Below are 24,546 nucleotides of genomic sequence, written 5' to 3' on the forward strand. Positions count from 1 at the left end.
TCTTACTGCGCCTGAACCCGCAGCTCGGCTGCGGAACGACTACGGTGACCCAACAATGCCTTCACATCACTTGACTTCGGTTTCACCAGAGCAAACTTCGGTGCCCAGATCGGCCAGTTAGCGAGGATCTCTTCTCCGCGGTGTGAACCGGTATTCTGTACATGCTCGGTGATCAGGCCACGTAAATGCTCTTCATGAATAGCTAACTCTTCCACATCCAGTACTTCTACCAGTTCTGGGTTAACGCGTTTGCGGAATTCACCGTCTTCATCCAGCACGTAGGCGAATCCACCGGTCATGCCTGCACCAAAGTTCACGCCGGTACGACCCAGCACGCAGACGATTCCGCCCGTCATGTATTCACAACCGTTATCGCCGATGCCTTCTACCACGGTGATACAGCCTGAGTTACGCACGGCGAAACGCTCACCTGCGCGGCCTGCTGCAAACAGCTTACCGCCGGTGGCACCATAAAGGCAGGTGTTACCGATGATGCTGGCTTCGTGACTGCGGAAGGCTGAACCCACCGGAGGACGTACGGAGATACTGCCGCCCGCCATACCTTTGCCGACGTAGTCGTTGGCATCGCCGATTAATTTCAGTTCCAGTCCGCCTGCGTTCCATACGCCAAAGCTCTGTCCTGCCGTACCGGAGAAGTGAGCTTTAATCGGATCGCCAGCCAGTCCTTGATCGCCATGTTTTTCGGCAATTGCACCAGACAGCGTCGCGCCGACGGAGCGATCGGTGTTGCGGATATCGAAGTAGAGCGCTTTGCCCTGTTTCGCATCGATGTGCGGCTGTGCCTGTGCCAACAGTTCTTTGTTCAACAAGCCTTTATCGAACGACAGGTTGCTTTCAGTGCAGTACAGCGCTTTGCCCGGCTGAGGCTGTGCGGCGTGCAGCAGCGGCGACAGATCCAGCTTGTTCTGTTTAGCACTGAAACCGTCCAGCTCAACCAGCAAGTCAGTACGACCAATCAGGTCCACCAGACGGCTGACGCCCAACTCTGCCATCAGCACGCGAGTTTCATGTGCGATGAAGTGGAAGTAGTTGGTCACACGCTCAGGCAGGCCGTGGTAGTGATCGCGGCGCAGCTTCTCATCCTGCGTTGCAACGCCCGTTGCACAGTTATTCAGGTGGCAGATACGCAGGTATTTACAGCCCAGCGCGACCATTGGTCCGGTGCCGAAGCCGAAGCTTTCCGCACCCAGAATCGCCGCTTTGACGATATCCAGACCGGTTTTCAAGCCACCATCTACCTGAAGGCGGATTTTGTGACGTAGGCCGTTGGATACCAAAGCCTGTTGTGTTTCAACCAGACCCAGCTCCCACGGGCAGCCCGCGTATTTCACTGAGGACAGCGGACTGGCACCTGTACCGCCGTCGTAACCTGCGATGGTGATAAGGTCGGCATAGGCTTTGGCAACGCCGGTAGCGATAGTACCAACGCCTGGTTCAGACACCAGTTTCACCGAAATCATCGCTTTCGGATTGACCTGCTTCAGATCGAAAATCAACTGCGCCAAATCTTCGATAGAGTAAATATCGTGGTGCGGCGGTGGCGAAATCAGCGTCACACCCGGTACGGAATAGCGCAGACGGGCAATGTACGGCGTGACTTTATCACCCGGTAACTGACCCCCTTCGCCCGGCTTCGCGCCCTGTGCCACTTTAATCTGAATCACATCAGCGTTGACCAGATAGGCTGGCGTCACACCAAAACGACCAGAAGCGACCTGCTTGATGCGGGAAACTTTATTGGTGCCGTAACGCGCAGGATCTTCACCACCCTCACCGGAGTTGGAGAAACCACCCAGTCCGTTCATTGCTTCTGCCAGCGATTCATGGGCTTCGGGGCTGAGTGCGCCGATAGACATGGCTGCGGTATCGAAACGTTTGAACATTTCAGTAGCTGGTTCAACGTTGTCGATAGCGATGGCCGCGCCTTCTTGCGGTTTCAGTGCCAGCAGGTCGCGTAACGTCGCCACTGGGCGCTCGTTAACCAGCTTGGCGTATTGCTCGTAATCGCTGTACTCCCCACTTTTTACCGCGGTTTGCAGCGTAGTGACGACATCCGGGTTGTAGGCATGGTATTCGCCGCCGTGTACAAACTTCAGCAGGCCACCCTGTTCCAGCGTTTTGCGCTTCAGCCAGGCACGTTTGGACAGGTTCAGCAGATCCTGTTCGAAGTCGCTGTAGTTTGCTCCACCGATGCGGCTGACTACGCCCAGGAAACATTGCGTCGACACATCTTTATGCAGACCCACAGCTTCAAACAGCTTGGAACAGCGATAAGACGCAATCGTCGAGATGCCCATCTTGGACATAATCTTGTACAGGCCTTTATTGATGCCATTACGGTAGTTCAGCATCACGGCGCGATAAGGTTTGTCGATGGTATGGTTATCTACCATCCGCGCCAGCGTTTCGTAGGCGAGGTAAGGGTAGATAGCTGTCGCACCAAAGCCTAACAGCACGGCAAAGTGGTGCGGGTCGCGTGCACTGGCGGTTTCAACAATGATGTTGGCATCACAGCGCAGGCTCTTTTCTACCAAACGGCGCTGAACGGCACCCACTGCCATCGGCGCAGGGACGGGCAAGCGTGATTCGCTAATGCCACGGTCGGACAGCACCAGCAGAACGGCGCCGTCTCTGACTTTGCTTTCTGCTTCGTCACACAGTTTTTCGATGGTCTGTTGCAGCGTTTGCTGCAACGGATCAAACGTCAGATCCAGCGTGTCGGCGCGATAGTGCAGCTCATCCTGCGACGTCAGCTGTGTGAAGTCGGAGTAAAGCAGGATTGGTGATTTAAAGCTCAGACGGTGAGCCTGACCTTCCGCTTCACAGAAAACGTTCATCTCGCGGCCAATACTGGTCGCCAGTGACATCACATGTGCTTCGCGCAGCGGATCAATCGGTGGGTTGGTGACCTGTGCGAACTGCTGACGGAAGTAGTCATAAATGATGCGTGGACGGCTGGACAGCACGGCGAACGGCGTGTCGTCGCCCATAGAGCCAGTGGCTTCCTGACCGTTTTCGCCCAGTACGCGGATGACCTGATCCAGTTCTTCACTGCTGTAACCGTACTGTTTCTGGTAGGTTTCCAGCAGCTCATCGTTGAATTCACGACTGCCAACCTGCTCATCTGGCAGCTCTTCAAACGGTACCAGACGCTTAACGTTTTTCTCCATCCACTCTTTGTAAGGATGGCGACTTTTCAGATCGTTATCAGTTTCGGCAGAGTGCAGGATGCGGCCGCTGCGGGTGTCGATCACCATCAGCTCGCCAGGGCCAACGCGGCCTTTTTCAACCACCTCATCCGGCTGATAATCCCAGATACCGACTTCAGACGCGCAGGTGATTAGCTTGTCTTTGGTGATGACATAACGCGCGGGGCGCAGGCCATTACGATCCAGGTTACAAGCAGCATAGCGCCCGTCGGACATGACGATACCGGCTGGGCCATCCCACGGCTCCATGTGCATGGAGTTAAAGTCGAAGAAGGAGCGCAGTTCAGGATCCATATCCGGGTTGTTCTGCCAGGCTGGCGGAACCAGCAGGCGCATGGCGCGGATGATATCCATCCCACCGCTCAGGAACAGCTCCAGCATATTGTCCAACGAACTGGAGTCGGAGCCGGTTTCGTTGACGAACGGCGCAGCGTCCTGCAAATCCGGGATTAGCGGAGTTTTGAATTTATAAGCACGCGCGCGTGCCCATTGGCGGTTACCGGCGATGGTGTTGATCTCGCCGTTGTGCGCCAGATAGCGGAACGGCTGTGCCAGTGGCCAGCGGGGTACTGTGTTGGTTGAGAAGCGCTGATGGAACAGGCAAATTGCCGATTCCAGACGCAGATCGGCCAGATCGAGGTAGAAGCGTGGCAGATCCGCAGGCATGCACAGACCTTTATAGATCGTGACCAGATTGGAGAAGCTACAAACGTAGAACTCTTTGTCTTCGATACGTTTTTCGATACGGCGACGCGCCATGAATAGGCGACGTTCCATATCGCGTTGACGCCAGCCTGCCGGGGCGTTAACGAAAATTTGCTCAATACGCGGCATAGATGACAGGGCAATTTCACCCAGCACATCCGGGTTAGTCGGAACTTCACGCCAGCCCAGCACGGACAGCGTTTCATTCTGCAACTCTTCTTCTACAATCCGACGCGTGGCGCGAGCCAGCTCTTCGTCTTGATTGAGAAACATCATGCCAACAGCGTAGTTTTTGGCTAAACGCCAGCCATGTTCTTCCGCTACCAGACGAAAGAAACGATCGGGCTTCTGAAGTAATAAACCGCAGCCGTCGCCAGTCTTGCCGTCAGCAAGGATTGCGCCACGGTGCTGCATGCGTGCGAGTGCGTGAATGGCGGTACGCACTACTTTATGGCTCGGCTCACCTTCTATGTGGGCGATTAATCCGAAACCACAGTTATCTCTCTCTTGGGATGCATCATACAACATATTAGTGAACCTCCCCAGGCTCTGTGTGACTCTCACAACCTACTGCGAGAAAGCACCGTGGCGTCGAGCGGCTAGTATTGCGCTCTCTTCTTCGGCCTCTCGTGACGGTCTCACAAGTGGTAAATGACTTGTTTTTAGAGGGAGTCTTCATTTACTGCATAAATATGACGAGTCGTGAACCCGTCAGGAAAGCTTCCAGCGGATTCCCAAATTAGCGAGAAACCCTGTTCAGGTCAAATACCAGTGCAAAATGTGCTGATAAGCGATAATTTTTAATTATACCTATGAAACGTAATGATTTTTTTAGAAAAACCATCTCGAAAAGCGAATGTGGTATTTAATTAAAATGTGAGCTGTATCACTATGCGAAAGCGTGATAACCCTTCTCCATGCTACGTTCTTTCTACGTTCTAGAATATTCTGCTGTATATGACTACTTTTAGATTTTATGAAACTATTTTTAAGTATTGCTTCATCTTTTCATTAAGCCAGCATACGGGATAAGAAAAATTAATTAGCACGGACGTGAGTTTATTTTCACTAAAAGCGAATAAAAATGCATTTCATTGGGATGTGTGTGATTGATCGCGGTCATCGCGAAGGGGGCAAGAGAAAGGTAGTCTGCTGTTCCTCAAGGGAGCAGGCTAGAATATGCAATTGCAAAAATTAATCAATATGTTTGGCGGAAATCTTCAACGTCGCTATGGCGAGAAGATCCACAAGCTGACGCTGCACGGTGGCTTTAATTGCCCTAACCGTGATGGCACGCTGGGGCGAGGCGGGTGTACGTTCTGTAATGTCGCTTCGTTTGCCGATGAGCAGATGCAGCAACGCAGTATTGCGCAGCAGTTGAAAGCGCAAGCGGGAAAGGTGAATCGGGCCAAGCGTTATCTGGCTTATTTTCAGGCGTATACCAGCACCTATGCCGAGGTTCAGGTTCTGGAAAGCATGTATCAGGAAGCGCTGAAGCAGGCTGAAATGGTAGGACTTTGTGTGGGGACTCGTCCCGACTGCGTGCCAGATGCGGTGCTGGATTTGCTGTCCCGTTATCACGATCGGGGTTATGAGGTTTGGCTGGAACTCGGGCTGCAAAGTGCCTGTGACAAAACGCTGCATCGTATTAATCGTGGACATGACTTCGCCTGCTATCAGGAAACTACCCGCCGCGCGCGCGAACGCGGCTTGAAGGTGTGTAGCCATCTGATTGTGGGGTTACCGGGAGAAGATGCACAGCGCTGTTTAACGACGCTGGAGCAGGTCGTCGAGACTGGGGTAGAAGGCATTAAGCTTCACCCTCTCCATATTGTGGAAGGCAGTACGATGGCGAAAGCCTGGCGAGCCAGAAGGTTGCCCGAATTGGCGCTGGATCGCTATGTGGAGACGGCGGGAGAGATGATTCGCCATACGCCGCCGGATGTCATCTATCATCGCATTTCCGCCAGCGCTCGACGTCCGACTCTGCTAGCACCGCTTTGGTGTGAAAATCGCTGGACGGGCATGGTGGAACTGGACCGCTATCTGCAAACGCATGGTGTACAGGGTTCCGCGCTCGGCATGCCCTACCGCTATGCTGGTGTGTAATACATCATGTGTAATGCGTCAAAAGGCACGAACGGTAGACCCCGATATTTCGTGTTGTGAATCTACGGAGCCGCACCGTATAAGTCGCTATTTTGCGTTATGATGCGCCGGTCGGTGACTAAGGGAAATCGCTATGAAGCAAATTCGTCTGTTGGCTCAGTACTATGTTGATTTGATGGTAAAACTGGGGCTTGTCCGTTTTTCACTGCTGCTAGCCTCGGTATTGGTGCTGCTGGCGATGGTAGTACAAATGGCGGTCACCCTATTGCTCAGCGGGGAAGTCGAAAATATCGACGTCGTCCGCTCCATTTTCTTCGGGCTGCTAATTACGCCCTGGGCCGTTTATTTTCTCTCCGTGGTGGTGGAACAGCTTGAAGAGTCGCGTCAGCGGCTGTCGAAGCTGGTAGCGAAACTGGAAGAGATGCGTCATCGGGATCTGGAGCTGAATGTGCAGCTTCAGGAGAACATCGCGCAGCTCAATCAGGAAATTGCCGACCGTATCAAAGCGGAAGAGGCCCGTGTGCTGGTGATGAGCCGGCTCAAAGAAGAGATGTCCCGTCGCGAACAGGCGCAGATTGAGCTGGAGCAGCAATCTGCGTTGCTGCGCTCGTTCCTCGATGCCTCGCCGGATCTGGTTTATTACCGTAACGAAGAAAAAGAATTCTCCGGCTGCAACCGCGCGATGGAACTGCTGGTAGGTAAAAGCCAGAAGCAGCTCATCGGCTTGACGCCGCAGGATGTTTACGCCCCCGATATTGCTGAGAAAGTGATGGAGACGGACGAAAAAGTGTTCCGCCACAACGTTTCTCTGACCTATGAGCAGTGGCTGGTTTATCCCGATGGGCGTAAAGCCTGTTTTGAGCTGCGCAAAGTGCCGTTTTATGACCGGATGGGCAAACGTCACGGGCTGATGGGGTTTGGACGCGATATAACGGAGCGTAAGCGTTACCAGGACGCGTTAGAGAACGCCAGTAGGGATAAGACCACTTTTATCTCAACAATCAGCCACGAGCTTCGTACGCCGCTTAATGGCATTGTCGGGTTAAGTCGAATCCTGCTGGATACGCAACTTGACCCTGAACAGCAAAAATACCTGAAAACTATCCACGTCAGCGCGATTACGCTGGGCAATATTTTTAACGACGTGATTGAGATGGATAAACAGGAGCGCCGCAAGGTGCAACTGGATAACCAGCCGATCGATTTCACCGGTTTTCTGGTGGATTTGGAGAACCTCGGTGGCCTGCTGGCGGAACAGAAAGGCCTGAAGCTGATTATGGATCAGCACCAGCCTCTGCCGCAGAAAGTGATTACTGACGGAACACGCCTGCGGCAGATTCTGTGGAACCTGCTCAGTAACGCGGTGAAATTTACGCCGAAGGGTGAGAAAGGCGAAAAGGGCGAAATTGTGGTGCGCGTCTGGCATGAAAAGGGCGATCGCTTGCGCTTCGAGGTTGAAGATTCTGGGATGGGTATCCCGGCGGATGAATTGGAAAAAATCTTCGCCATGTATTATCAGGTCAAAGACCAGCACGGTGGAAAGCCAGCAACGGGTTCGGGAATCGGTCTGGCGGTGTCGAAGCGTCTGGCACAGAACATGGGCGGCGATATCCATGTTTCCAGTTCGCAAGGTAAGGGCTCCTGCTTCACCCTGACGGTGATTGCGCCGAGCGCCGATGAAGCGGGAAGCGGCCTGGAAGACGACGATGATTTGCCGCTACCTGCGTTGCACGTTCTGCTGGTTGAGGACATCGAACTCAACGTGGTGGTTGCGCGCTCGGTGCTTGAAAAGCTGGGTAATAGCGTGGATGTCGCGATGACTGGGCAGGAAGCGCTGGATATGTTCGATCCCGATGAATTCGATCTGGTGTTACTCGATATCCAACTGCCGGATATGACTGGGCTGGACGTGGCGCGTCAGCTACGTTCGCGCTATGGCAAGCGCAGCCTGCCGCCGCTGGTGGCGCTGACGGCGAACGTGCTGAAGGATAAACGCGAATATCTGGATGCGGGTATGGATGACGTGCTTAGTAAACCGCTGTCGGTGCCAGCGTTGACGGCTGTTATCAAACAACACTGGGATACTCACACGGTGTGGACGGAAGAGTCAGTGGTTGAAGAAGGTGATGAAATGGCAAAGGCAAAAGAAGATCTGCTGGATATCCCGATGCTGGAACAGTACCTGGATTTGGTGGGGCCGAAATTGATTCACCAAAGTCTGGAAATGTTTGAACAGATGATGCCGGGTTATCTGGCGATTCTGGATTCCAACATGACGGCGCGTGACCAGAAAGGCATTACGGAAGAAGGGCACAAAATTAAAGGGGCTGCGGGCTCCGTCGGGTTACGGCATCTGCAACAAATCGCCCAGCAGATTCAGACCTCATCGCTACCAGCATGGTGGGATAACGTGCAGGAGTGGATCGATGAGCTTAAGCACGACTGGCGTCATGACGTTCAGGTACTGCGTGATTGGGTAGCAAAAGCAGAGAAAGAGTCCTGATACGGTCTTTGTGCTGATTCTGTCTGCTGTGGCCACAAGGATGTGGTGAGTAAAATGGTTAGAAAAATTTTTTCGTATCACGCGATATCATGCAAAAAATGCAGAACGACGTCAGATTGAGCGGTGTTTACGATTGAAGGAGGATAGGGAATGCGGGGCTTTGCACGTTTTCATACGGTAGAAAAAAATGACCCCGGCCGAAGCCGGGGTGCGCGAATTATGCGCCAACACCAGGGAAAACATGCACCTGCATTTAGATCTCAGGGTTTGTAAACTCGCAAGTGCGGATATTCGTGTCTTAACACTACAACTTACAACAGCAACTAAAACCCAGCTACTGTACATCTTCATCAAGCAACAAAATAGCAAATGTAGAAATCTTTGTTACAAGAATCATTAAAATGTGTGATGTAGATTAGTGTTTGTCAATTAAAAAATCAATTAGTTGATGTAATGAAATGAGGGAAAAGATGATGAAACGAGTCGGCATTGTCCTTAGTGGCTGTGGTGTTTATGACGGTTCCGAGATTCATGAAGCCGTATTGACGTTACTTGCGCTAGATCGCGCAGGTGCGCAAGCAGTTTGCTTTGCGCCAGATAAACCGCAATTACAGGTGGTTAATCACCTGACAGGTGACGTAACTGGTGAGAATCGCAACGTTTTAGCAGAATCAGCACGGATCGTCAGAGGAAAAATCCAGCCGCTTTCTACAGCAAATGCACAAGATTTAGATGCGCTGATTGTGCCTGGTGGTTTTGGCGCTGCGAAGAACTTAAGCGACTTTTCCACGCAGGGATCGGCCTGTCAGATTGATGAAACGCTGCAATTGCTCACACAGGAAATTTATAAGCAAAATAAACCAATTGGTTTTATTTGCATCTCGCCCGCGTTGCTGCCGACGATCTTGGGGATACCCGTTCGCGTAACCATTGGTAACGATATTGATACTGCTGAAGCTGTCGAAGAGATGGGCGGTATCCACGTCGTTTGTCCGGTCGATGATATCGTGGTGGATGAGGAACATAAAATCGTGACGACACCAGCCTATATGCTGGCTAGCTCTATCAGCGAAGCGGCACAAGGCATTGATAAGCTCGTTGCTCGCGTATTGGCTCTCACCGAATGAGGTGGAGCCGAGGGCGTGTTGGAGGCTTACTCACGTGGCTTAAGCGTCTGATTGTTCGGAGTGTGTTGGTTGTCATCGGTGCGTGGCTGGCTGGTATCCTGCTGTTTTCCTTTCTGCCCGTACCGTTCTCAGCGGTAATGGTCGACAGGCAGGTCAGCGCATGGCTGAAAGGCGAATTCTCCTATGTTGCCCATTCAGACTGGGTGGCAATGGACGATATCGCACCAGCAATGGCGCTGGCAGTGATGGCGGCGGAAGACCAAAAATTTCCTCAGCATTGGGGTTTCGATGTTGATGCGATTGGTCAGGCATTGAAACACAACGAACGTAATACACAGCGGGTTCGCGGTGCGTCTACGCTGTCGCAACAGATGGTGAAGAACCTGTTTCTGTGGGATGGGCGTAGCTGGGTGCGTAAGGGGCTTGAGGCGGGCATTACCACCGGGGTTGAGCTGGTCTGGACAAAACGGCGAATTCTTACCGTGTATCTCAACATCGCCGAATTTGGCCCTGGGGTTTTTGGTGTGGAAGCGGCTGCCAGACGTTATTTCAATAAATCTGCCAGCAAGTTGACGGCAAGCGAATCCGCGTTGCTGGCGGCGGTGCTGCCAAACCCTATTCGCTTTCGTGCGAATGCGCCTTCCGGCTACGTTATTCAACGTCAGCAGTGGATTTTACGCCAGATGCGACAGATGGGCGGCGACGCGTTTTTGCGAGATAACAATCTGAATTAAGACGTCTTGTTCGTTTAGTATACCGAGAAGTTTTCGCGTTAACGGTCGTGTTTTCGACATCAGGAGAAAGTATGCGGTTACGTCATTGGTCAGGTTTACTGGTTGTACTGTGTTGTATGGCCTCTGTTGCCCGAGCGGGCACAGAGCTTAAAACGTCATCCTCCGATAATCCCTACGCCTTCTTGCAACAGCCCCAGCTATCCGCAGTAAAGCAGCAGCTACAGCAGAAAACGGAAAAGCCGCAGACGCGAATGGCGTATGAGCAGCTTATTTCGGAAGCCGATCGTGCGTTGAAAATTGATAACCCTAGTGTGACGGAAAAGAAATCCACGCCACCCAGTGGTTCAAAGCATGATTATTTGAGCCTCAGCGCCTACTGGTGGCCCGATCCCGACAAAGCTGATGGTTTGCCTTGGATTCGTCGTGATGGGCAGGTAAACCCTGCCAGCAAGGATGAAGAGACCGATGGTGTCCGTCTGGCGAAATTCACCGCCCAAACGCAGGCGTTGACGCTGGCATGGTATTTCTCTGGCAAACAGGTTTATGCCGATAAGGCAATGTCGATGATCCGTACCTGGTTTATTGACCCCGCTACGCGCATGAACCCTAATCTCGATTTTGCGCAGGGCGTGCCGGGCATTGCGCCGGGCAGGGGATCGGGTGTATTGGACGGACGTTATTTTTCCACCCGTATCGTCGATTCTCTGATTATGTTGCGCCATGCTCCGGGCTGGACAGCGCAGGATGAGCAGCAAATGCAGAAATGGATGAGCGATTATCTGCACTGGCTACAGACTAGCAAGCTGGGGAAAAAAGAGGCGACTGCCAAGAACAATCACGGTAGCTGGTATACCGTACAGGTCGCGGGTATCGCCTGGTATCTGGGGAAAATCGACGTGGTGAAATCCATGGCGCAGTTGCAACGGGAAAAATTGGATCACCAGTTTCAACCAGACGGCGCTCAGCCGGAAGAGCTAGCGCGTACCCGCTCTTTTCATTACAGCTATTTTAACCTTCAGGCGATAACGGATATGGCTATCCTGGCTTCCCGTGTCGGGGAAAATATCTGGCAGTACCAAACGCCGAAAGGAAGCAGTGTGATAAAGGCGCTGGATTTTATGGCACCGTATCTGGATGAAAATAAAGCGTGGCCGCGTAAGACGATGGACAGACAAAGCAACCGTCTTATCCCTTTGTTATTGCAGGCAGATCGGGGTTTGAAAACGCTGCGTTACCAGACGCAAATCAAGCAGGCTGGCTTTGCTGAATTGCTTACTGGCGAGGCGAGTGCGCGGGATAAAGAACCGAGTCATATCAGCGTTGAAACTCGCCGCTCACTCTGGCTGCTTAATCCAGCTAAGTAGTAATTCCGTGGCACGCTGATTCCATCGGGTAAGGATACGCCTCCTCGATCCGGGATAAAAAGAGCAGAAAACAAAAAACCGCTGATTAAGATATCAGCGGTTTTTTGTTTTTAAAGCATCAACAACGTAAAGAGATAACAACGTTACTGCAGGTAGGTAAAGGCCGTTGTCACGTGCTTCACACCGCCGACCTTACTGGCGATTTCTGCGGCGGAGGTGCCTTCACGCTGTGTCACCAAACCTAACAGGAAGACTTCGCCATTTTCCGTGGTGACTTTTACGTTAGAGGATTTAACCGTGTCGCTTGCCAAGATTTGTGAGCGAACTTTGGTGGTGATCCAGGTATCCATGGAGGCGGTTCCCATTGAAACCGGAGTACCCTGACGTATTTCGTTGTAGACTTCGACCGCACCTTCCACGCCGAGGGCAATTTGCTTAGCCCGGCTTGCCATTTCGGTGCTTGGTGTCTGTCCGGTTAACAATACTTTCCCCTGATAAGCCGTCGCAATGATACGGGCATCTTTTTTCAACTGCTCGTCTTTGCTGATTGCATTCGTCACGCGGACTTCCAGTGTGCCATCGTCAACCTGCGTGCCTACCGTACGCGGATCAGTGGCTGTTTTGGTTGCCACAGCACTGCCAACAGCAACAACCCCGACACAGCCTTGTAGCAGCAGGGCGATAGACAGCACGGCAAATGCAGAACTTATCCTCATGTAGTGCTCCTTCAATCGTTCTGGTGTGGAAAAAGTGTGTTATCAATCAAATCGCACAGGCAATTTACTGTCAACATGTGCATTTCCTGAATACGGGCGCTACGGTGTGACGGGATGCGAATTTCCACATCCTGCGGCCCGAGCAACCCGGCCAGTTCTCCGCCATCGTAGCCGGTCAGCGCGACAATCGTCATGTCGCGGGTAACAGCTGACTCTACGGCCTTAACAATATCGCGGCTGTTGCCACGGGTTGAAATTGCCAGTAAGACGTCGCCTGCCTGACCTAACGCTCTGACTTGTTTGGCATAGATCTCTTCATGCAGGCGGTCATTGGCTATCGCAGTTAAGACCACATTATCTGCATTAAGTGCGATTGCCGGTAAGCTGGGGCGCTCGGCTTCAAAGCGATTAATCATGCTAGCGGCAAAATGCTGCGAATTCGCTGCCGATGTTCCGTTACCGCAGCATAGAATCTTGTTGCCGTTCAGCAGAGATTGCACCATCGCAATGGCGCCACGGGAAATGGCGTCAGGCAAGGCTTCTGCCGCTGCAATCTGCGTTTGAATACTCTCGGTAAAACAAACTTTTATTCTATCCAGCACGTTGAGTTAACCTACGTAAATTGAAATTCATCAAGGATGTATTATCCCTGTGCAGCAAAGGCATTGGGGATCCAGTTCAACTGCTCGCCCGTAATGGCCAGCACGTCAAAACGACAATCCACCGTGTCAAAGCTGGCACCTCGTTGTGCCAACCACACGGCCGCTGCATGCAGTAGCCGCTGCTGTTTGCGTCGGGTGATGCTGGCTGCCGCATCACCAAAATGTGCGTTGCGCCGATAGCGAACTTCGACAAACACCCAGATATGGCGATCGCGCATGATCAAATCCAGTTCGCCGCCGCGTAGCGTAACATTCGCGGCGGTGAAGGTCAGGCCCGCGCGTTCAAGATAGCGCCGAGCCTGTTGTTCGTAAACTGCGCCAGCCGCTCGCTGATTCAGAGAACAGGTACCAACTGACCCTGACGGTATTGCTGCCAGGTTAACTGCCGGTTGATGGTGCAATCCGGTCCGGCGCTTAACATTCCTGTTGCGCCAGAAATCTGGTGGCCCGGAATTTGGCGCATTTCACCAAAGTGGCTGGCGAGTGTCCAGGCATCCATCCCCATGGCATACAGGCGGACTAACGAGTAATCGTTTTTAAACTGGCTGCTGACCTGCTGCATCAGTGCCGGGTTCGCGCCTGCGAGCAGCGGGATATCGCTGAACTGTAAACCTTCCATTTCGAGGCGGAAGTCCGGCCCTAATCCAGCTTGGAAGCTACGTGAGCTGGCGTAGAGCGCCGGACGTGCGCGTGAGGTGGTGCGCATGTCGATCATTGGCTTAATCAGCGCGAGCTCGTCTGGTGTTGCGATGATATAGACCGCATCGATATTGCCACTGACGGACGAACTGGACGTCGGTTGAACCTGAGATGGAATGGTCAGGCCGCCGATGGTGGTGCCCGTCTGTGCCTGCTGTTGCGATACGTTAACAGGTTGACCGCTCAGGCTTAGACCCGCGCCGCTATTGATGGCCTGTTTTAACTCTGCCGTATTGCCAAAGCGCTGTTGCAGAGAGCTGGTACCGCTTTGCTGGTTCCATGCCTGAGCGAATGCGTTGACGATACGGTCGCCCAGCGCACCGCGAGGGGCTAAGACCAACGGCTGCTGTTTACCCTGCTGGTGGATAAATTTTGCCGCGTCTCTGGCTTCATCTTCCGGAGAGAGGGCGAAATAGCAGATGTTAGGACTGTTTTCGACGTGTTCCGGCTGATTCAGTGCCAAGATATTCAGCGGCGACTGGCTGTTCGCCAACTGATCCACTTCATTTTTCAGCAGCGGACCGATCACTAGCGATGCGCCATCCTGCTGTGCCTGTGTGAGAATATTGGCCAGCGGTTGTGAAGATGTGTCATACACTTTTACCGGAAGCGAACTGGACAGTCCCGCGCCTGCTGTCTGTGCTTCAGGTGCTGGTGTTGTTGATGCCACCGCCTGATCGCTGTACGGCGCAGGCGATTGAACGCTTTGTCCATCCGGTGATGTCGTTACTTGCCCGTTTTGTGTCGTGTCCGTTGCCGATGCGGCAGGGGCAGATACGGGCGCGGTGGCTATCTGACCATTCTTTGCCGCGTTAAAACCTTGCTGGATAGCATTGGCGAAAACCTGCGCCTGACCGTTAAGTGGCAACAGCAGCGCAATGCTATTTACAGATGACGGCTGATAATTGATGACCTGATTTAGCTGTGTAGGCAGTGTTTTCGCAGCAGGATGATGCGGATAACGGGTTTGCCAGTCTTGAATCGCGCTCTGTAACTGATCGGGAGATTCGCGGTTGTTCTGGTAGTTATTCAGCAAATCTACCCAGCCCTGGAGAACGTTTTCATTCGCGTTAATCAGCAGCGACCCAGACTCTTGCGGTGACATTTGCGTCAATGCCAGCCAGGTCTGATCAAGGTTTATCTGATGTTCGTCGCCTTTCAGCAGCGGCTCCTGAGAGATGTAGGCCCGCAGCAGCTCAATGGAGGGACGCCCTTGTGCCGTTTTGATCTGCGTCTGGTAGTAACGCTGTTTTTGCGGATCGGAAAGCGCGCCGACATCAAGCTGGCTCAGCGCTGCTTTGGCCGCATCCATATTGTTTTGGGTGACGGACAGTTCCGCACTGAGTAACTGCTGCTCTTGCTTCTGCGCCGCGCTCAGTTTTTCTGGCAGGGTGCTGAACTGCTGACTTGCCTGAGGGACTTTCCCTTCCTGTAGCAGGGAACGAATAGCAAGTAATTGCCAGTCAGCCTTGTTATTATCGCTACTTTGCTGCATCTGTTGCAGATAATAATCGGATGATGCGTCGGCTTTTCCCTGAACCTCGGGTGGCGGGCTCTGCGGTGCCTGACTTGGACAGCCTGCGAGAAACAGTGCCGCTAACAAAACAGGGATAGCACGCCCTGCCTGGGTACGGACGAAATGAAAGGGAAGCATACTGTATCCAGTGATTTTTTTTAAAGATGCTCAATATTAAATCGGCAACCCGGATGAAACAATGAATCAAGACCAACAAGCAGATATTTCTGCATCTACCCTCTACATTGTCCCCACGCCAATCGGCAATCTGGGCGACATCACGCAGCGTGCGCTGGCGGTATTGGCGAGCGTTGATCTGATCGCCGCAGAGGATACCCGCCATACCGGTCTGCTGTTACAACATTTTGCGATTAATGCGCGACTGTTCGCATTACATGACCACAACGAACAACAAAAAGCGGATGTGTTACTGGCTAAATTGCAGTCAGGGCAAAGTATCGCGCTGGTTTCAGATGCAGGCACGCCGCTGATTAACGACCCCGGTTACCACTTGGTTCGGCGCTGCCGAGAAGCGGGTATTCGCGTGGTACCGCTGCCTGGCGCTTGCGCGGCGATAACGGCGCTCTCCGCGTCCGGTCTGGCATCTGACCGTTTTTGCTATGAAGGTTTTCTCCCAGCCAAAACCAAAGGTCGTAAAGATAAGTTGCGTGAGCTAGGGGAAGAACCCCGTACGCTGATTTTCTACGAATCGACACATCGTCTTTTGGACAGCTTGCAGGATATCAGTGAGGTGCTGGGGGCTGAACGCTATGTGGTGTTAGCGCGCGAAATTACCAAAACCTGGGAGTCGATTCACGGCGCACCTGTGGGCGAATTGCTTGCCTGGGTGAAAGAAGATCAGAATCGGCGCAAAGGGGAAATGGTGCTGATTGTGGAAGGGCATAAAATTGATGAGAGTGTCTTGTCTTCCGAAGCTCTGCGCACGTTGGCGCTATTGCGCGTCGAGCTGCCGCTGAAGAAAGCAGCGGCGCTGGCGGCTGAAATTCACGGCGTGAAGAAAAACGCACTTTATCGCTATGGGCTGGAGCAAGAAGGTGATAGTGGTGAATCGGGGGATGACAAGTAGGGCAATTTACCCTATTATCCGCGCCGGAGTTGACCAGACAGTCGCCGCTTCACTGCCGTCCCTTTCGGGGGAGACAGGTGGAGGGGAGGAAAGTCCGGGCTCCATAGGGCAGGGTGCCAGGTAACGCCTGGGAGGCGCAAGCCTACGACTAGTGCAACAGAGAGCAAACCGCCGATGGCCCACGCAAGTGGGATCAGGTAAGGGTGAAAGGGTGCGGTAAGAGCGCACCGCGCGACTGGCAACAGTTCGTGGCACGGTAAACTCCACCCGGAGCAAGGCCAAATAGGGGTTCACATGGTACGGCCCGTACTGAACCCGGGTAGGCTGCTTGAGCCAGTGAGTGATTGCTGGCCTAGATGAATGACTGTCCACGACAGAACCCGGCTTAACGGTCAACTCCCTTCATCATAAAACCCCGCTTCGGCGGGGTTTTGCTTTATGGGGACAGGTAGGATGAATGACTGTCCACGACGTTTTTTATGAAAGAGCTGGCATGTAATATTCCTTTCAAATTAATTGATGTTCTCCATCACATAACTCTGACTTTTTCTATGCCATAAAGCGCGTAGAGTAAGGCCATCACGTGCTGTGGCACGTTCGCTAACATCTTTCAGAGGATATGACTATGAACAACACTTCCCGGATGCCTGCACTGTTCCTCGGCCACGGTAGCCCGATGAACGTGTTGGAAAGCAATGCTTATACTCAGGCATGGCAAACGCTAGGCGAGACGCTGCCGCGTCCGAAGGCAATTATTGCTGTTTCCGCCCACTGGTATACCCGTGGTACGGCTGTGACGGCGATGGAGAAACCACGCACAATCCACGATTTTGGCGGTTTCCCACAGGCGCTGTTTGATACTCAATATCCGGCACCCGGTTCGCCTGAGTTAGCGGCGAGAATCCAGCAGGTGCTGGCTCCGTATCCCGTTACTGCCGATCAAAGCCAATGGGGCTTGGATCATGGTTCCTGGGGCGTGCTGATAAAGATGTACCCGAATGCGGATATTCCCGTTGTGCAATTGAGCGTGGACGGCACGCAGCCTGCCGAGTATCACTACGAATTAGGGCGCAAGCTGGCTGCACTGCGTGATGAAGGCTTCATGATAGTGGCCAGTGGTAACGTCGTGCATAACCTGCGGATGGTGAAATGGGACGGTGACGCAGAGCCGTATCCGTGGGCCGTCTCGTTCAATCAATTTGTGCGTGATAACCTGACTTATCAGGGGGACGATCATCCGCTGGTTAATTTTATGCAGCATGATGGTGCCGCGCTATCCAACCCGACGCCCGATCACTATTTCCCGCTGCTTTATGTGCTGGGAAGTTGGGACGGCAAAGAAGCGATCAGTATTCCCGTTGATGGGCTTGAGATGGGATCGCTGAGTATGCTGTCGGTACAGGTAGGATAATCTGCTTTTTGCTTCAGAAATGAGGAGGCACGGTGAAAACCGTGCCTTGTTACTTTCAATTTTGTGACTTAATCCAGAATGGTGTGCGGATAGAAGCGCGAGAGATCCTGAGTGATCAGGGCGCGATCTTCACGTACGCCGATACCGCAAGGCTGATCGTTCACCAGCCAGCTACCAATCAGCGTGTAGCTGTCGCCGAATTTCGGCAATTGATGGTATTGCTGGACGATCATGCCTTCTTCGCCGTAAGGGCCATCGGCTGACGCAATCTCTTTTCCGTTTTCCACGATCTGAATGTTCGCCCCTTCACGTGAAAACAGCGGCTTGATGACGTAGCTGTCCAGTTTGGGGTGTTCATCTTCCGCAAAGTAAGCAGGAAGCAGATTGGGGTGATTCGGGAACATTTCCCACAGCATCGGCAGCAGCGCTTTATTGGAAATGATACTTTTCCAGGCTGGCTCCAGCCAACGCACGCCTGCATCTTCCAGCTTGGTGGAAAACACCTCACGCAGCATGAATTCCCACGGATACAGCTTGAACAGGTTACTAATTACCTGATTTTCAGGATCGGTAAACTGGCCTTTCTCTCCGAGGCCGATTTCCTCGATGTAGAGAAATTCGCTCGGCAGACCCGCTTCCAGCGCGCAATCCTGAAGATATTGCACCGTACCGCGATCTTCTTCCGTATCCTGACAGCAGGCGAAGTGCAGCAAGCCAAAGCCATGATTTAGCTTCAGCTCTTCAAAGCGTTCGATCAGCTTTTCCTGAATACTGTTGTACTGGTCAGCATTCTGCGGCAGATTTCCGGCGTTGGTTTGATCTTCCAGCCACAGCCATTGGAAAAAGGCGGCTTCATACAGCGATGTCGGCGTATCCGCATTGTTTTCTAGCAATTTGGCTGGGGATTTGCCGTCATACGCCAAGTCGAGGCGCGAATACAGCGAAGGCTGATTGGTGCGCCATGAATGTCTGACGAATTCCCAAGTGTGTTTGGGAATACGGAATTTGGTGAGCAGCGCGTCGCTACTGATGACTTTTTCCACCACTTGCAGACACATCTGGTGTAGTTCTGCCGTGGTTTCTTCCAGTTCTTCGATCTGAGCAAGCGTGAACTGGTAGTAAGCCTCTTCGCTCCAGTAGGGCTCGCCGTACATGGTGTGGAAACGAAAACCAAATTCGGTGGCTTTTTCCTGCCAGTCAGGACGCGCTGTAATATCTATCCGCTTCATTCGATACGTCCTCAGCCGCCCATGCTACGGGAAGAGCTGGAATTTGAGCTGGCGCTGCTACGTTGCATGCTGTTTTGCTTCGCTACGGTTTCACCAAAGCCACCACGCGTGATGGTGGATGTGGTTGCAGGCTTCGGTGCCAGTGCGGTTTTAGGCACGGTCACCGTGCGGCCCGTCGCCGCGTTGCCGTAGTTTTTACCGGCTGCATCAACGAATTGGCCATTGGCCGGGCTGGCTGGCGTTTTTGGACTGAATAGTGGCTGCTGTGCGAAACCGGCACCGCCACCCATCATTCGACCCATCATGTAACCGGCCATCAATGGCATCCAGGACATACCACCACTTTGTTGTGGTTCTGCTGCCATACCGGCCTGTGCAGGTGCGGGAGTTTGGGTACATTGCGCTTCGCCAAATTCTGCTACGCAGTCTTCTTTCGTTGCGTATTTTGGTGCCGTTTTTTCCGCTTCTTTTAACGCATTATTGTACGCGGTGGTGCATTGGGCAGACATTGACGGGTTGGCTGATGAACAGTCATCCGCATTCTGGTAGAGGGAGACGGTTTCATCTGTTTGTTCGCAGCCCGCGAGGAAGAATACGGCACTGACGGCCAAAGCAACAGGTGCCAGACGGTGCGTTCGCCATTCCTTGCGGAACGTTTCCTGATTAATATTTTTTGTGCGTTTCATCGTGTTTATCCCAGAGCAAAGCATCACGGCCAATAACAAATAAGTGTGCCTAAGAATAGGGGAACGTTGCTTGAATTTAAAGCGGCAATAGGTGTAACGGCAGGGGTCTTTACGTTGCTATACATTAAGTCGTGCAGCGTTTCTCCTTATGAAGAAGGAAGACGGCTCCAGCGTTCTGATGCCGTTGCGTTATTTTGTGGAAAAGAGACAGGTATAAAAAAGGGGAACCGTGGTTCCCCTGTATCGGATACTTGTCAACGCGTCTACAGATTAACGCTGCGCCGAGGCGGCCGTTGCCTGCGGGGCGGTATTGTCCGTTACGGTCGGCGTAGTGGAAACCGGCTGACCCAATGACGCATTCAGCGCTTGCAGATCGGTTTCGCTCAGCGTGCCCTGTGCGGACTTGATGTTTAACTGATTGATCAGGTAATCATAACGTGCGCTGGAGAGCTGCTGTTTGGCGTTATACAGCGTGGTGGTGGCATCCAGTACGTCAACGATGGTGCGCGTTCCTACCTGATAGCCCGCTTCCATTGCATCCAGAGAGCTTTGTGCAGACACTTCAGCCTGTTTGTAAGCGTTGATGCTGCTGATGGAGGCAGAAATATTGTTAAACGATGAACGTACCGTCTGGATAACAGAACGGTGTGCGCTTTCCAGCAGTTCACTAGAGCTAACATAGCTGTGCTGCGCCTGCTTCACCTGAGAATTGGTCGCGCCACCGCTGTAAAGCGGCAAAGTGAAGTTGATGCCTACTCTGTGTTGCCCTGCGTCGGTGTCGTTAAACGAGTTACTGTTCTGTGTTCTTGAACCCGAGTAGCGTGTATCGCTGACGCCCGTCGATGCGGTGAGATCCAGCGTCGGCATATAGCCTGTTTCGGCGGAGCGAATCTGCTCACGTGCCAAATCCTGGCTCAAACGTGCGGACAACAGGTTCAAGTTGCGGTTTTCGGCTTCTTTCAGCAGGTTGTTAACGGCTTCAGGTTTCTGGGTAGAGAAACGCTCGATGTTCAGACCAGCCAATTGCGGGTAGAAATTGCCCGTAATCTGGCGCAGTGATTCCAGCGCATTATCCAGCGTATTACGCGTCAACACTTCATTGGCTAGCACGCTGTCATATTGTGCGCGAGCATTCTGAACGTCGGTAATGGCAACCAGACCTACGTTGAAACGCTGTGTCGTTTGATCCAACTGGCGATAAATCGCCTGTTTCTGCGCATTGATGTAGGACAGTGAGTCAATAGCACGCAGCACGTTGAAATAAGCGGTCGCCGTGTTCAGCATCAGGTTCTGTTGAGCGGTCTGATAGGTTACGTCTTCAATACCGGCTTGTTTTTCCTGCAATGTCAGCGCACGCCATTTGGACATGTCGAACAGCGTCTGGGTCAATTGCAGTGAAGCACCCTTGACGTCGCTGTTGACGCCTTTGCTGTCACGGTAGCCTCTGTTGTAGGTATAGTCAGCGCCTAAACCCAACTGTGGCAACAGCGGGCTGCGTGATTCATTGATTTTTTCAAACGCGGCGTCGCGGGTTGCCGCAGAGCTGCGTAAATCAGGGTTGGTGCTTTTTGCCTGCTGGTAAACCTGTAATAGGTTTTCCGCCTGACTCATGGCGCTAAAGCCACCCAGGCTCAGACCAATAAGAAGAGGGAGCAATTTCTTCATTTGCATTCCTTGTTGTGCAGCAATCTCGCTATGGTAGCGCTGTCTATAGACGAATAATTGTCGATTCTATCAGAATCTGCCAATAGGATAAGGTAGCTGAACGTGCCATCTTTCAGCGGAATATGTCCAAATGGTCAGGTAAATTGACCTGTTGGATGATTCAGGGCGACGTTTTGCGGTTCAGTAAGGCACCGAAAAGTGATGCGATGGGCGGATATAGCCCCACGTCGCTGACGTCATGCCGAATAAACGTTCAAAAACAATGATGAGTATAATGACAGCGAATTCCGCCATACAATACCGAATTCCATTAATACTTGTTACAGGAGTATAGCCATGGCGTCTTCCGTATCCGGCCCCGTTACTTTCACCAAAGATGATGTAGAAATTATTGCACGCGAAACGCTGTACGACGGTTTTTTTTCGTTGGAGCGTTACCGCTTCCGTCATCGTCTGTTTAATGGCGGCATGAGTGGTGAAGTTAGCCGTGAAATTTTAGAGCGCGGTCACGCTGTGGTGCTTCTGCCTTACGATCCGGTACGTGATGAAGTGGTATTAATAGAACAGATTCGTATCGCCGCCTATGACACCAGCGCGTCTCCCTGGCTGTTTGAGCTGGTGGCTGGCATGATTGAGCCAGGAGAAAGCCACGAAGGCGTGGCGCGGCGTGAAGCAGAGGAAGAAGCTGGGTTAAGGGTTGGCCGCTGTAGACCGATAATCAACTATCTTGCCAGCCCCGGTGGCACTAGCGAACGTTTGGCGGTGATGGTGGGTGAAGTGGATACCCGCATGGCGAAAGGGATTCACGGTTTGGCGGAAGAAAATGAAGATATCCGCGTACATGTGGTGAGCCGTGAACAGAGCTATCAATGGGTTGAGGCGGGGATTGTTGATAACGCGGCGTCTGTCATTGCCTTGCAATGGTTGGCGTTGCACCATGAAGAACTGAAGCGCGAGTGGGTGGGTTGAATTGATGAAACGTTATACACCGGATTTCCCTGCCATGATGAGGCTATGTGAAACCAATTTCATGCAATTACGGCGTTTGCTGCCAAAAGTTGATGAAGTCGGTGAAATCGCGGTTTATCACGTCGATAATGCGGTCTACCAACTGACGATTCTTGAATCTACTCGCTATACCTCATTGGTCGAGATTAAGCAGACGGCACCCGCTGTCAGCTATTGGAGCCTGCCAATGATGAGCGTTAGGTTGTATCATGATGCGTTGGTTGCGGAAGTGTGTGCCAGCCAGCAGATCTTTCGTTTCAAAGCACGTTATGATTATCCTAATAAGAAGTTACACCAACGTGACGAAAAGCATCAAATTAATCAGTTTCTTGCTGATTGGCTAAAATATTGTTTGGCGTATGGTTCGATGTCGATACCGGTTTTTGATACCCAATAGATTTCAACGTGCAGGAAAGTGGCCGTTGAGCCATAAGGGAAACCAACGTATACCCTAAATAATTCGAGTTGCAGGAAGGCGGCGACACAGTGAATCCCCGGGAGCTTACATCAGTAAGTGACTGGGGTGAGCGAGGAAAGCCAACGCACATGCAGCTTGAAGTATGATGGGTATATTCTGCAATTTGAAAGATGACGGGTAGAGACAGATTTACGTAACCAAGGACACCATTTGGAAAGCCTGTTGACACTGCCTGTGGCGAGTGGCGCCAGAGTCAGGATTTTACAAATAACAGATACCCATCTTTTTGCGGGCGAGCATGAAACCTTGCTGGGTATCAACACCTATCGTAGCTATCACGCTGTGCTGGATGCCATCAAGGCTCGGCAGGATGCGTTTGATTTGATCGTAGCGACGGGCGATTTGGCGCAGGATCATACGCTGCAAGCCTATCATCATTTCTCGCGTGCGATTGCGCAGATTCCTGCACCTTGCGTATGGCTTCCAGGTAACCACGATTTCCAACCGGCGATGGTAGACGCGCTGGCTGACGCCGGTATTGCGCCGTCCAAACATGTGCTGCTGGGCGACAAATGGCAGATTATTCTATTGGACAGCCAAGTGTTCGGCGTCCCGCATGGTGAACTGAGTGAATACCAGCTTGAATGGTTAGAGCGTAGCCTGAAAAGCCAGCCTGAGCGCTTTACGCTGCTGCTGCTGCATCATCATCCACACCCTTCTGGCTGTACCTGGCTCGATCAACACAGCTTGCGTAACGCGCATAATTTGTCTGCGGTACTGGATCGCTATCCACAGGTGAACACCGTGCTATGTGGGCATATTCATCAAGAGATGGATTTTGACTGGCATGGCCGCCGGCTGCTGGCAACGCCATCGACCTGCGTGCAGTTCAAACCGCACTGTACCAATTTCACGATTGATAACATGGCACCGGGATGGCGCTATTTGGACCTGCTGCCAGATGGCCGTCTGGAAACTGAGGTCTACCGCCTGTCGGGCAGCGAATTCCTGCCTGACATGGATTCGGACGGTTACTAATGCCAACACTTCTTTATCTGCACGGTTTTAACAGTACCCCCCAGTCATCGAAAGCGACGGCGCTGAAAACGTGGCTGGCAGAACAGCATCCTGAAATTGACATGGTGATTCCACAGCTTCCGCCTTATCCGACGGAGGCCGCCGAGATGATGGAGTCGTTGATTATGGAACGAGCGGGTCGTCCGGTCGGTATTGTTGGCTCTTCCCTCGGTGGTTATTATGCCACCTGGCTATCCCAGTGTTTTATGCTGCCTGCCGTGGTTGTGAATCCCGCAGTGAAGCCGTTTGAACTGTTGCTGGACCATCTGGGCGAATATCAGAACCCCTACACCGGCGAACAATATGTGCTAGAGTCTCGGCACGTGTACGATCTGAAGGTCATGCAGGTTGACCGACTGGAATCGCCGGATTTGCTCTGGCTGCTATTGCAGACTGGGGATGAGGTTCTGGACTATCGTCAGGCAGTCGCGTATTACACGGCCTGCCGTCAAACTGTGGAATCAGGGGGCAATCATGCCTTTGTTGGATTTGAGCACTTTTTCACACCCATTGTGAATTTTTTAGGGCTCACGACAGACTGAACGCCGCACATGCATTGAAAAACGAATCGCCGAAAGCGGTTCGTTAAACACCATTCAC

At 52.4% G+C, this 24,546-nt stretch carries 19 protein-coding genes and 1 other RNA gene; 12 read left to right on the forward strand and 8 right to left on the reverse strand.

The annotated features are described in order from the left end of the window. Positions 1 to 2 precede the first annotated feature (2 nt). On the reverse strand, positions 3 to 4,463 hold the full coding sequence (gene gltB / locus DCX48_15210; protein ID QXE15752.1) for a glutamate synthase large subunit: 4,461 nt from the start codon (positions 4,461 to 4,463) through the stop codon (positions 3 to 5). A gap of 651 nt (positions 4,464 to 5,114) precedes the next feature. Here gltB and DCX48_15215 point away from each other — a divergent pair. The 5 genes from DCX48_15215 (at position 5,115) to DCX48_15235 (ending at position 11,772) form a co-directional block, all read left to right on the forward strand. After that, positions 5,115 to 6,044, forward strand: a complete 930-nt coding sequence (locus DCX48_15215; protein QXE15753.1) for a TIGR01212 family radical SAM protein — start codon at positions 5,115 to 5,117, stop codon at positions 6,042 to 6,044. 133 nt (positions 6,045 to 6,177) lie between these two features. Further along, a complete protein-coding gene (gene arcB, locus DCX48_15220; GenBank protein QXE15754.1) occupies positions 6,178 to 8,547 on the forward strand; it encodes an aerobic respiration two-component sensor histidine kinase ArcB in 2,370 nt (789 codons plus the stop codon). Between the two features lie 473 nt (positions 8,548 to 9,020). Beyond that, positions 9,021 to 9,674, forward strand: coding sequence for an isoprenoid biosynthesis glyoxalase ElbB (elbB, locus tag DCX48_15225; GenBank protein QXE17264.1), 654 nt, complete (start codon positions 9,021 to 9,023; stop codon positions 9,672 to 9,674). Beyond that, positions 9,671 to 10,408 (forward strand): monofunctional biosynthetic peptidoglycan transglycosylase, encoded by a 738-nt coding sequence (locus DCX48_15230; GenBank protein QXE15755.1) that lies wholly within the window; start codon positions 9,671 to 9,673, stop codon positions 10,406 to 10,408. Before elbB ends, DCX48_15230 begins: the two co-directional genes overlap by 4 nt. Before the next feature lie 71 nt (positions 10,409 to 10,479). Beyond that, a complete protein-coding gene (locus tag DCX48_15235) occupies positions 10,480 to 11,772 on the forward strand; it encodes an alginate lyase (protein QXE15756.1) in 1,293 nt (430 codons plus the stop codon). Positions 11,773 to 11,915: 143 nt separating this feature from the next. On the opposite strand, the gene yraP is transcribed toward DCX48_15235, so the two are convergent. The 4 genes from yraP to DCX48_15255 are packed head-to-tail and all read right to left on the reverse strand — an operon-like array spanning position 11,916 to position 15,503. Beyond that, on the reverse strand, positions 11,916 to 12,488 hold the full coding sequence (gene yraP / locus DCX48_15240; protein ID QXE15757.1) for a divisome-associated lipoprotein YraP: 573 nt from the start codon (positions 12,486 to 12,488) through the stop codon (positions 11,916 to 11,918). A gap of 11 nt (positions 12,489 to 12,499) precedes the next feature. Next, on the reverse strand, positions 12,500 to 13,090 hold the full coding sequence (diaA, locus tag DCX48_15245) for a DnaA initiator-associating protein DiaA (protein QXE15758.1): 591 nt from the start codon (positions 13,088 to 13,090) through the stop codon (positions 12,500 to 12,502). 41 nt (positions 13,091 to 13,131) lie between these two features. Continuing rightward, the gene (locus DCX48_15250; GenBank protein QXE17265.1) at positions 13,132 to 13,527 is read right to left on the reverse strand and encodes a YraN family protein; all 396 of its coding nucleotides are present in this window, start codon (positions 13,525 to 13,527) and stop codon (positions 13,132 to 13,134) included. Next, on the reverse strand, positions 13,485 to 15,503 hold the full coding sequence (locus DCX48_15255; protein QXE15759.1) for a penicillin-binding protein activator: 2,019 nt from the start codon (positions 15,501 to 15,503) through the stop codon (positions 13,485 to 13,487). The genes DCX48_15250 and DCX48_15255 overlap by 43 nt, the downstream gene beginning before the upstream one ends. Positions 15,504 to 15,564: 61 nt before the next feature. On the opposite strand from DCX48_15255, the gene rsmI reads away from it, so the two are divergent. The 3 genes from rsmI (at position 15,565) to ygiD (ending at position 17,863) form a co-directional block, all read left to right on the forward strand. Beyond that, positions 15,565 to 16,452, forward strand: a complete 888-nt coding sequence (gene rsmI / locus DCX48_15260) for a 16S rRNA (cytidine(1402)-2'-O)-methyltransferase (protein ID QXE15760.1) — start codon at positions 15,565 to 15,567, stop codon at positions 16,450 to 16,452. Between the two features lie 25 nt (positions 16,453 to 16,477). Next, positions 16,478 to 16,856, forward strand: an RNA gene (gene rnpB / locus DCX48_15265) — RNase P RNA component class A. A gap of 221 nt (positions 16,857 to 17,077) precedes the next feature. Then, positions 17,078 to 17,863 (forward strand): 4,5-DOPA dioxygenase extradiol, encoded by a 786-nt coding sequence (ygiD, locus tag DCX48_15270; GenBank protein QXE15761.1) that lies wholly within the window; start codon positions 17,078 to 17,080, stop codon positions 17,861 to 17,863. A gap of 68 nt (positions 17,864 to 17,931) precedes the next feature. Here ygiD and DCX48_15275 read toward each other — a convergent pair whose 3' ends face one another. The 3 genes from DCX48_15275 to tolC form a co-directional block, all read right to left on the reverse strand. Further along, a complete protein-coding gene (locus DCX48_15275) occupies positions 17,932 to 19,092 on the reverse strand; it encodes a glutathionylspermidine synthase family protein (protein QXE15762.1) in 1,161 nt (386 codons plus the stop codon). 11 nt (positions 19,093 to 19,103) lie between these two features. Continuing rightward, positions 19,104 to 19,778, reverse strand: coding sequence for a DUF1190 family protein (locus DCX48_15280; protein QXE15763.1), 675 nt, complete (start codon positions 19,776 to 19,778; stop codon positions 19,104 to 19,106). A 270-nt stretch (positions 19,779 to 20,048) separates the two neighbouring features. Next, positions 20,049 to 21,443: an outer membrane channel protein TolC gene (gene tolC / locus DCX48_15285; protein QXE15764.1), complete on the reverse strand. Its 1,395-nt coding sequence runs from the start codon at positions 21,441 to 21,443 to the stop codon at positions 20,049 to 20,051. A 336-nt stretch (positions 21,444 to 21,779) separates the two neighbouring features. Between tolC and DCX48_15290 the strand changes: the two genes are divergently transcribed. From DCX48_15290 to yqiA, 4 genes are all read left to right on the forward strand, one after another. Further along, positions 21,780 to 22,412, forward strand: coding sequence for an ADP-ribose diphosphatase (locus tag DCX48_15290; protein QXE15765.1), 633 nt, complete (start codon positions 21,780 to 21,782; stop codon positions 22,410 to 22,412). Positions 22,413 to 22,416: 4 nt separating this feature from the next. Further along, on the forward strand, positions 22,417 to 22,848 hold the full coding sequence (locus tag DCX48_15295; GenBank protein ID QXE15766.1) for a DUF1249 family protein: 432 nt from the start codon (positions 22,417 to 22,419) through the stop codon (positions 22,846 to 22,848). 231 nt (positions 22,849 to 23,079) lie between these two features. Then, positions 23,080 to 23,907, forward strand: coding sequence for a 3',5'-cyclic-AMP phosphodiesterase (gene cpdA, locus DCX48_15300; protein ID QXE15767.1), 828 nt, complete (start codon positions 23,080 to 23,082; stop codon positions 23,905 to 23,907). Beyond that, positions 23,907 to 24,488 carry an esterase YqiA gene (gene yqiA, locus DCX48_15305; GenBank protein ID QXE15768.1) on the forward strand — a complete coding sequence of 194 codons (582 nt, stop codon included), beginning with the start codon at positions 23,907 to 23,909 and terminating at the stop codon, positions 24,486 to 24,488. The genes cpdA and yqiA overlap by 1 nt, the downstream gene beginning before the upstream one ends. Positions 24,489 to 24,546: the final 58 nt, after the last annotated feature.

Source organism: Pectobacterium atrosepticum (assembly GCA_019056595.1).
Taxonomy (GTDB): Bacteria; Pseudomonadota; Gammaproteobacteria; order Enterobacterales; family Enterobacteriaceae; genus Pectobacterium; species Pectobacterium atrosepticum.

What these genes read in the sequence shown, in the direction of transcription:
- gltB (QXE15752.1), bottom strand. Translation starts at nt 4,463, where the DNA reads ATGTTGTATGATGCATCCCAAGAGAGAGATAACTGTGGTTTCGGATTA.
- DCX48_15215 (QXE15753.1), top strand. Translation starts at nt 5,115, where the DNA reads ATGCAATTGCAAAAATTAATCAATATGTTTGGCGGAAATCTTCAACGT.
- arcB (QXE15754.1), top strand. Translation starts at nt 6,178, where the DNA reads ATGAAGCAAATTCGTCTGTTGGCTCAGTACTATGTTGATTTGATGGTA.
- elbB (QXE17264.1), top strand. Translation starts at nt 9,021, where the DNA reads ATGAAACGAGTCGGCATTGTCCTTAGTGGCTGTGGTGTTTATGACGGT.
- DCX48_15230 (QXE15755.1), top strand. Translation starts at nt 9,671, where the DNA reads ATGAGGTGGAGCCGAGGGCGTGTTGGAGGCTTACTCACGTGGCTTAAG.
- DCX48_15235 (QXE15756.1), top strand. Translation starts at nt 10,480, where the DNA reads ATGCGGTTACGTCATTGGTCAGGTTTACTGGTTGTACTGTGTTGTATG.
- yraP (QXE15757.1), bottom strand. Translation starts at nt 12,488, where the DNA reads ATGAGGATAAGTTCTGCATTTGCCGTGCTGTCTATCGCCCTGCTGCTA.
- DCX48_15255 (QXE15759.1), bottom strand. Translation starts at nt 15,503, where the DNA reads ATGCTTCCCTTTCATTTCGTCCGTACCCAGGCAGGGCGTGCTATCCCT.
- rsmI (QXE15760.1), top strand. Translation starts at nt 15,565, where the DNA reads ATGAATCAAGACCAACAAGCAGATATTTCTGCATCTACCCTCTACATT.
- ygiD (QXE15761.1), top strand. Translation starts at nt 17,078, where the DNA reads ATGAACAACACTTCCCGGATGCCTGCACTGTTCCTCGGCCACGGTAGC.
- DCX48_15275 (QXE15762.1), bottom strand. Translation starts at nt 19,092, where the DNA reads ATGAAGCGGATAGATATTACAGCGCGTCCTGACTGGCAGGAAAAAGCC.
- DCX48_15280 (QXE15763.1), bottom strand. Translation starts at nt 19,778, where the DNA reads ATGAAACGCACAAAAAATATTAATCAGGAAACGTTCCGCAAGGAATGG.
- tolC (QXE15764.1), bottom strand. Translation starts at nt 21,443, where the DNA reads ATGAAGAAATTGCTCCCTCTTCTTATTGGTCTGAGCCTGGGTGGCTTT.
- DCX48_15290 (QXE15765.1), top strand. Translation starts at nt 21,780, where the DNA reads ATGGCGTCTTCCGTATCCGGCCCCGTTACTTTCACCAAAGATGATGTA.
- DCX48_15295 (QXE15766.1), top strand. Translation starts at nt 22,417, where the DNA reads ATGAAACGTTATACACCGGATTTCCCTGCCATGATGAGGCTATGTGAA.
- yqiA (QXE15768.1), top strand. Translation starts at nt 23,907, where the DNA reads ATGCCAACACTTCTTTATCTGCACGGTTTTAACAGTACCCCCCAGTCA.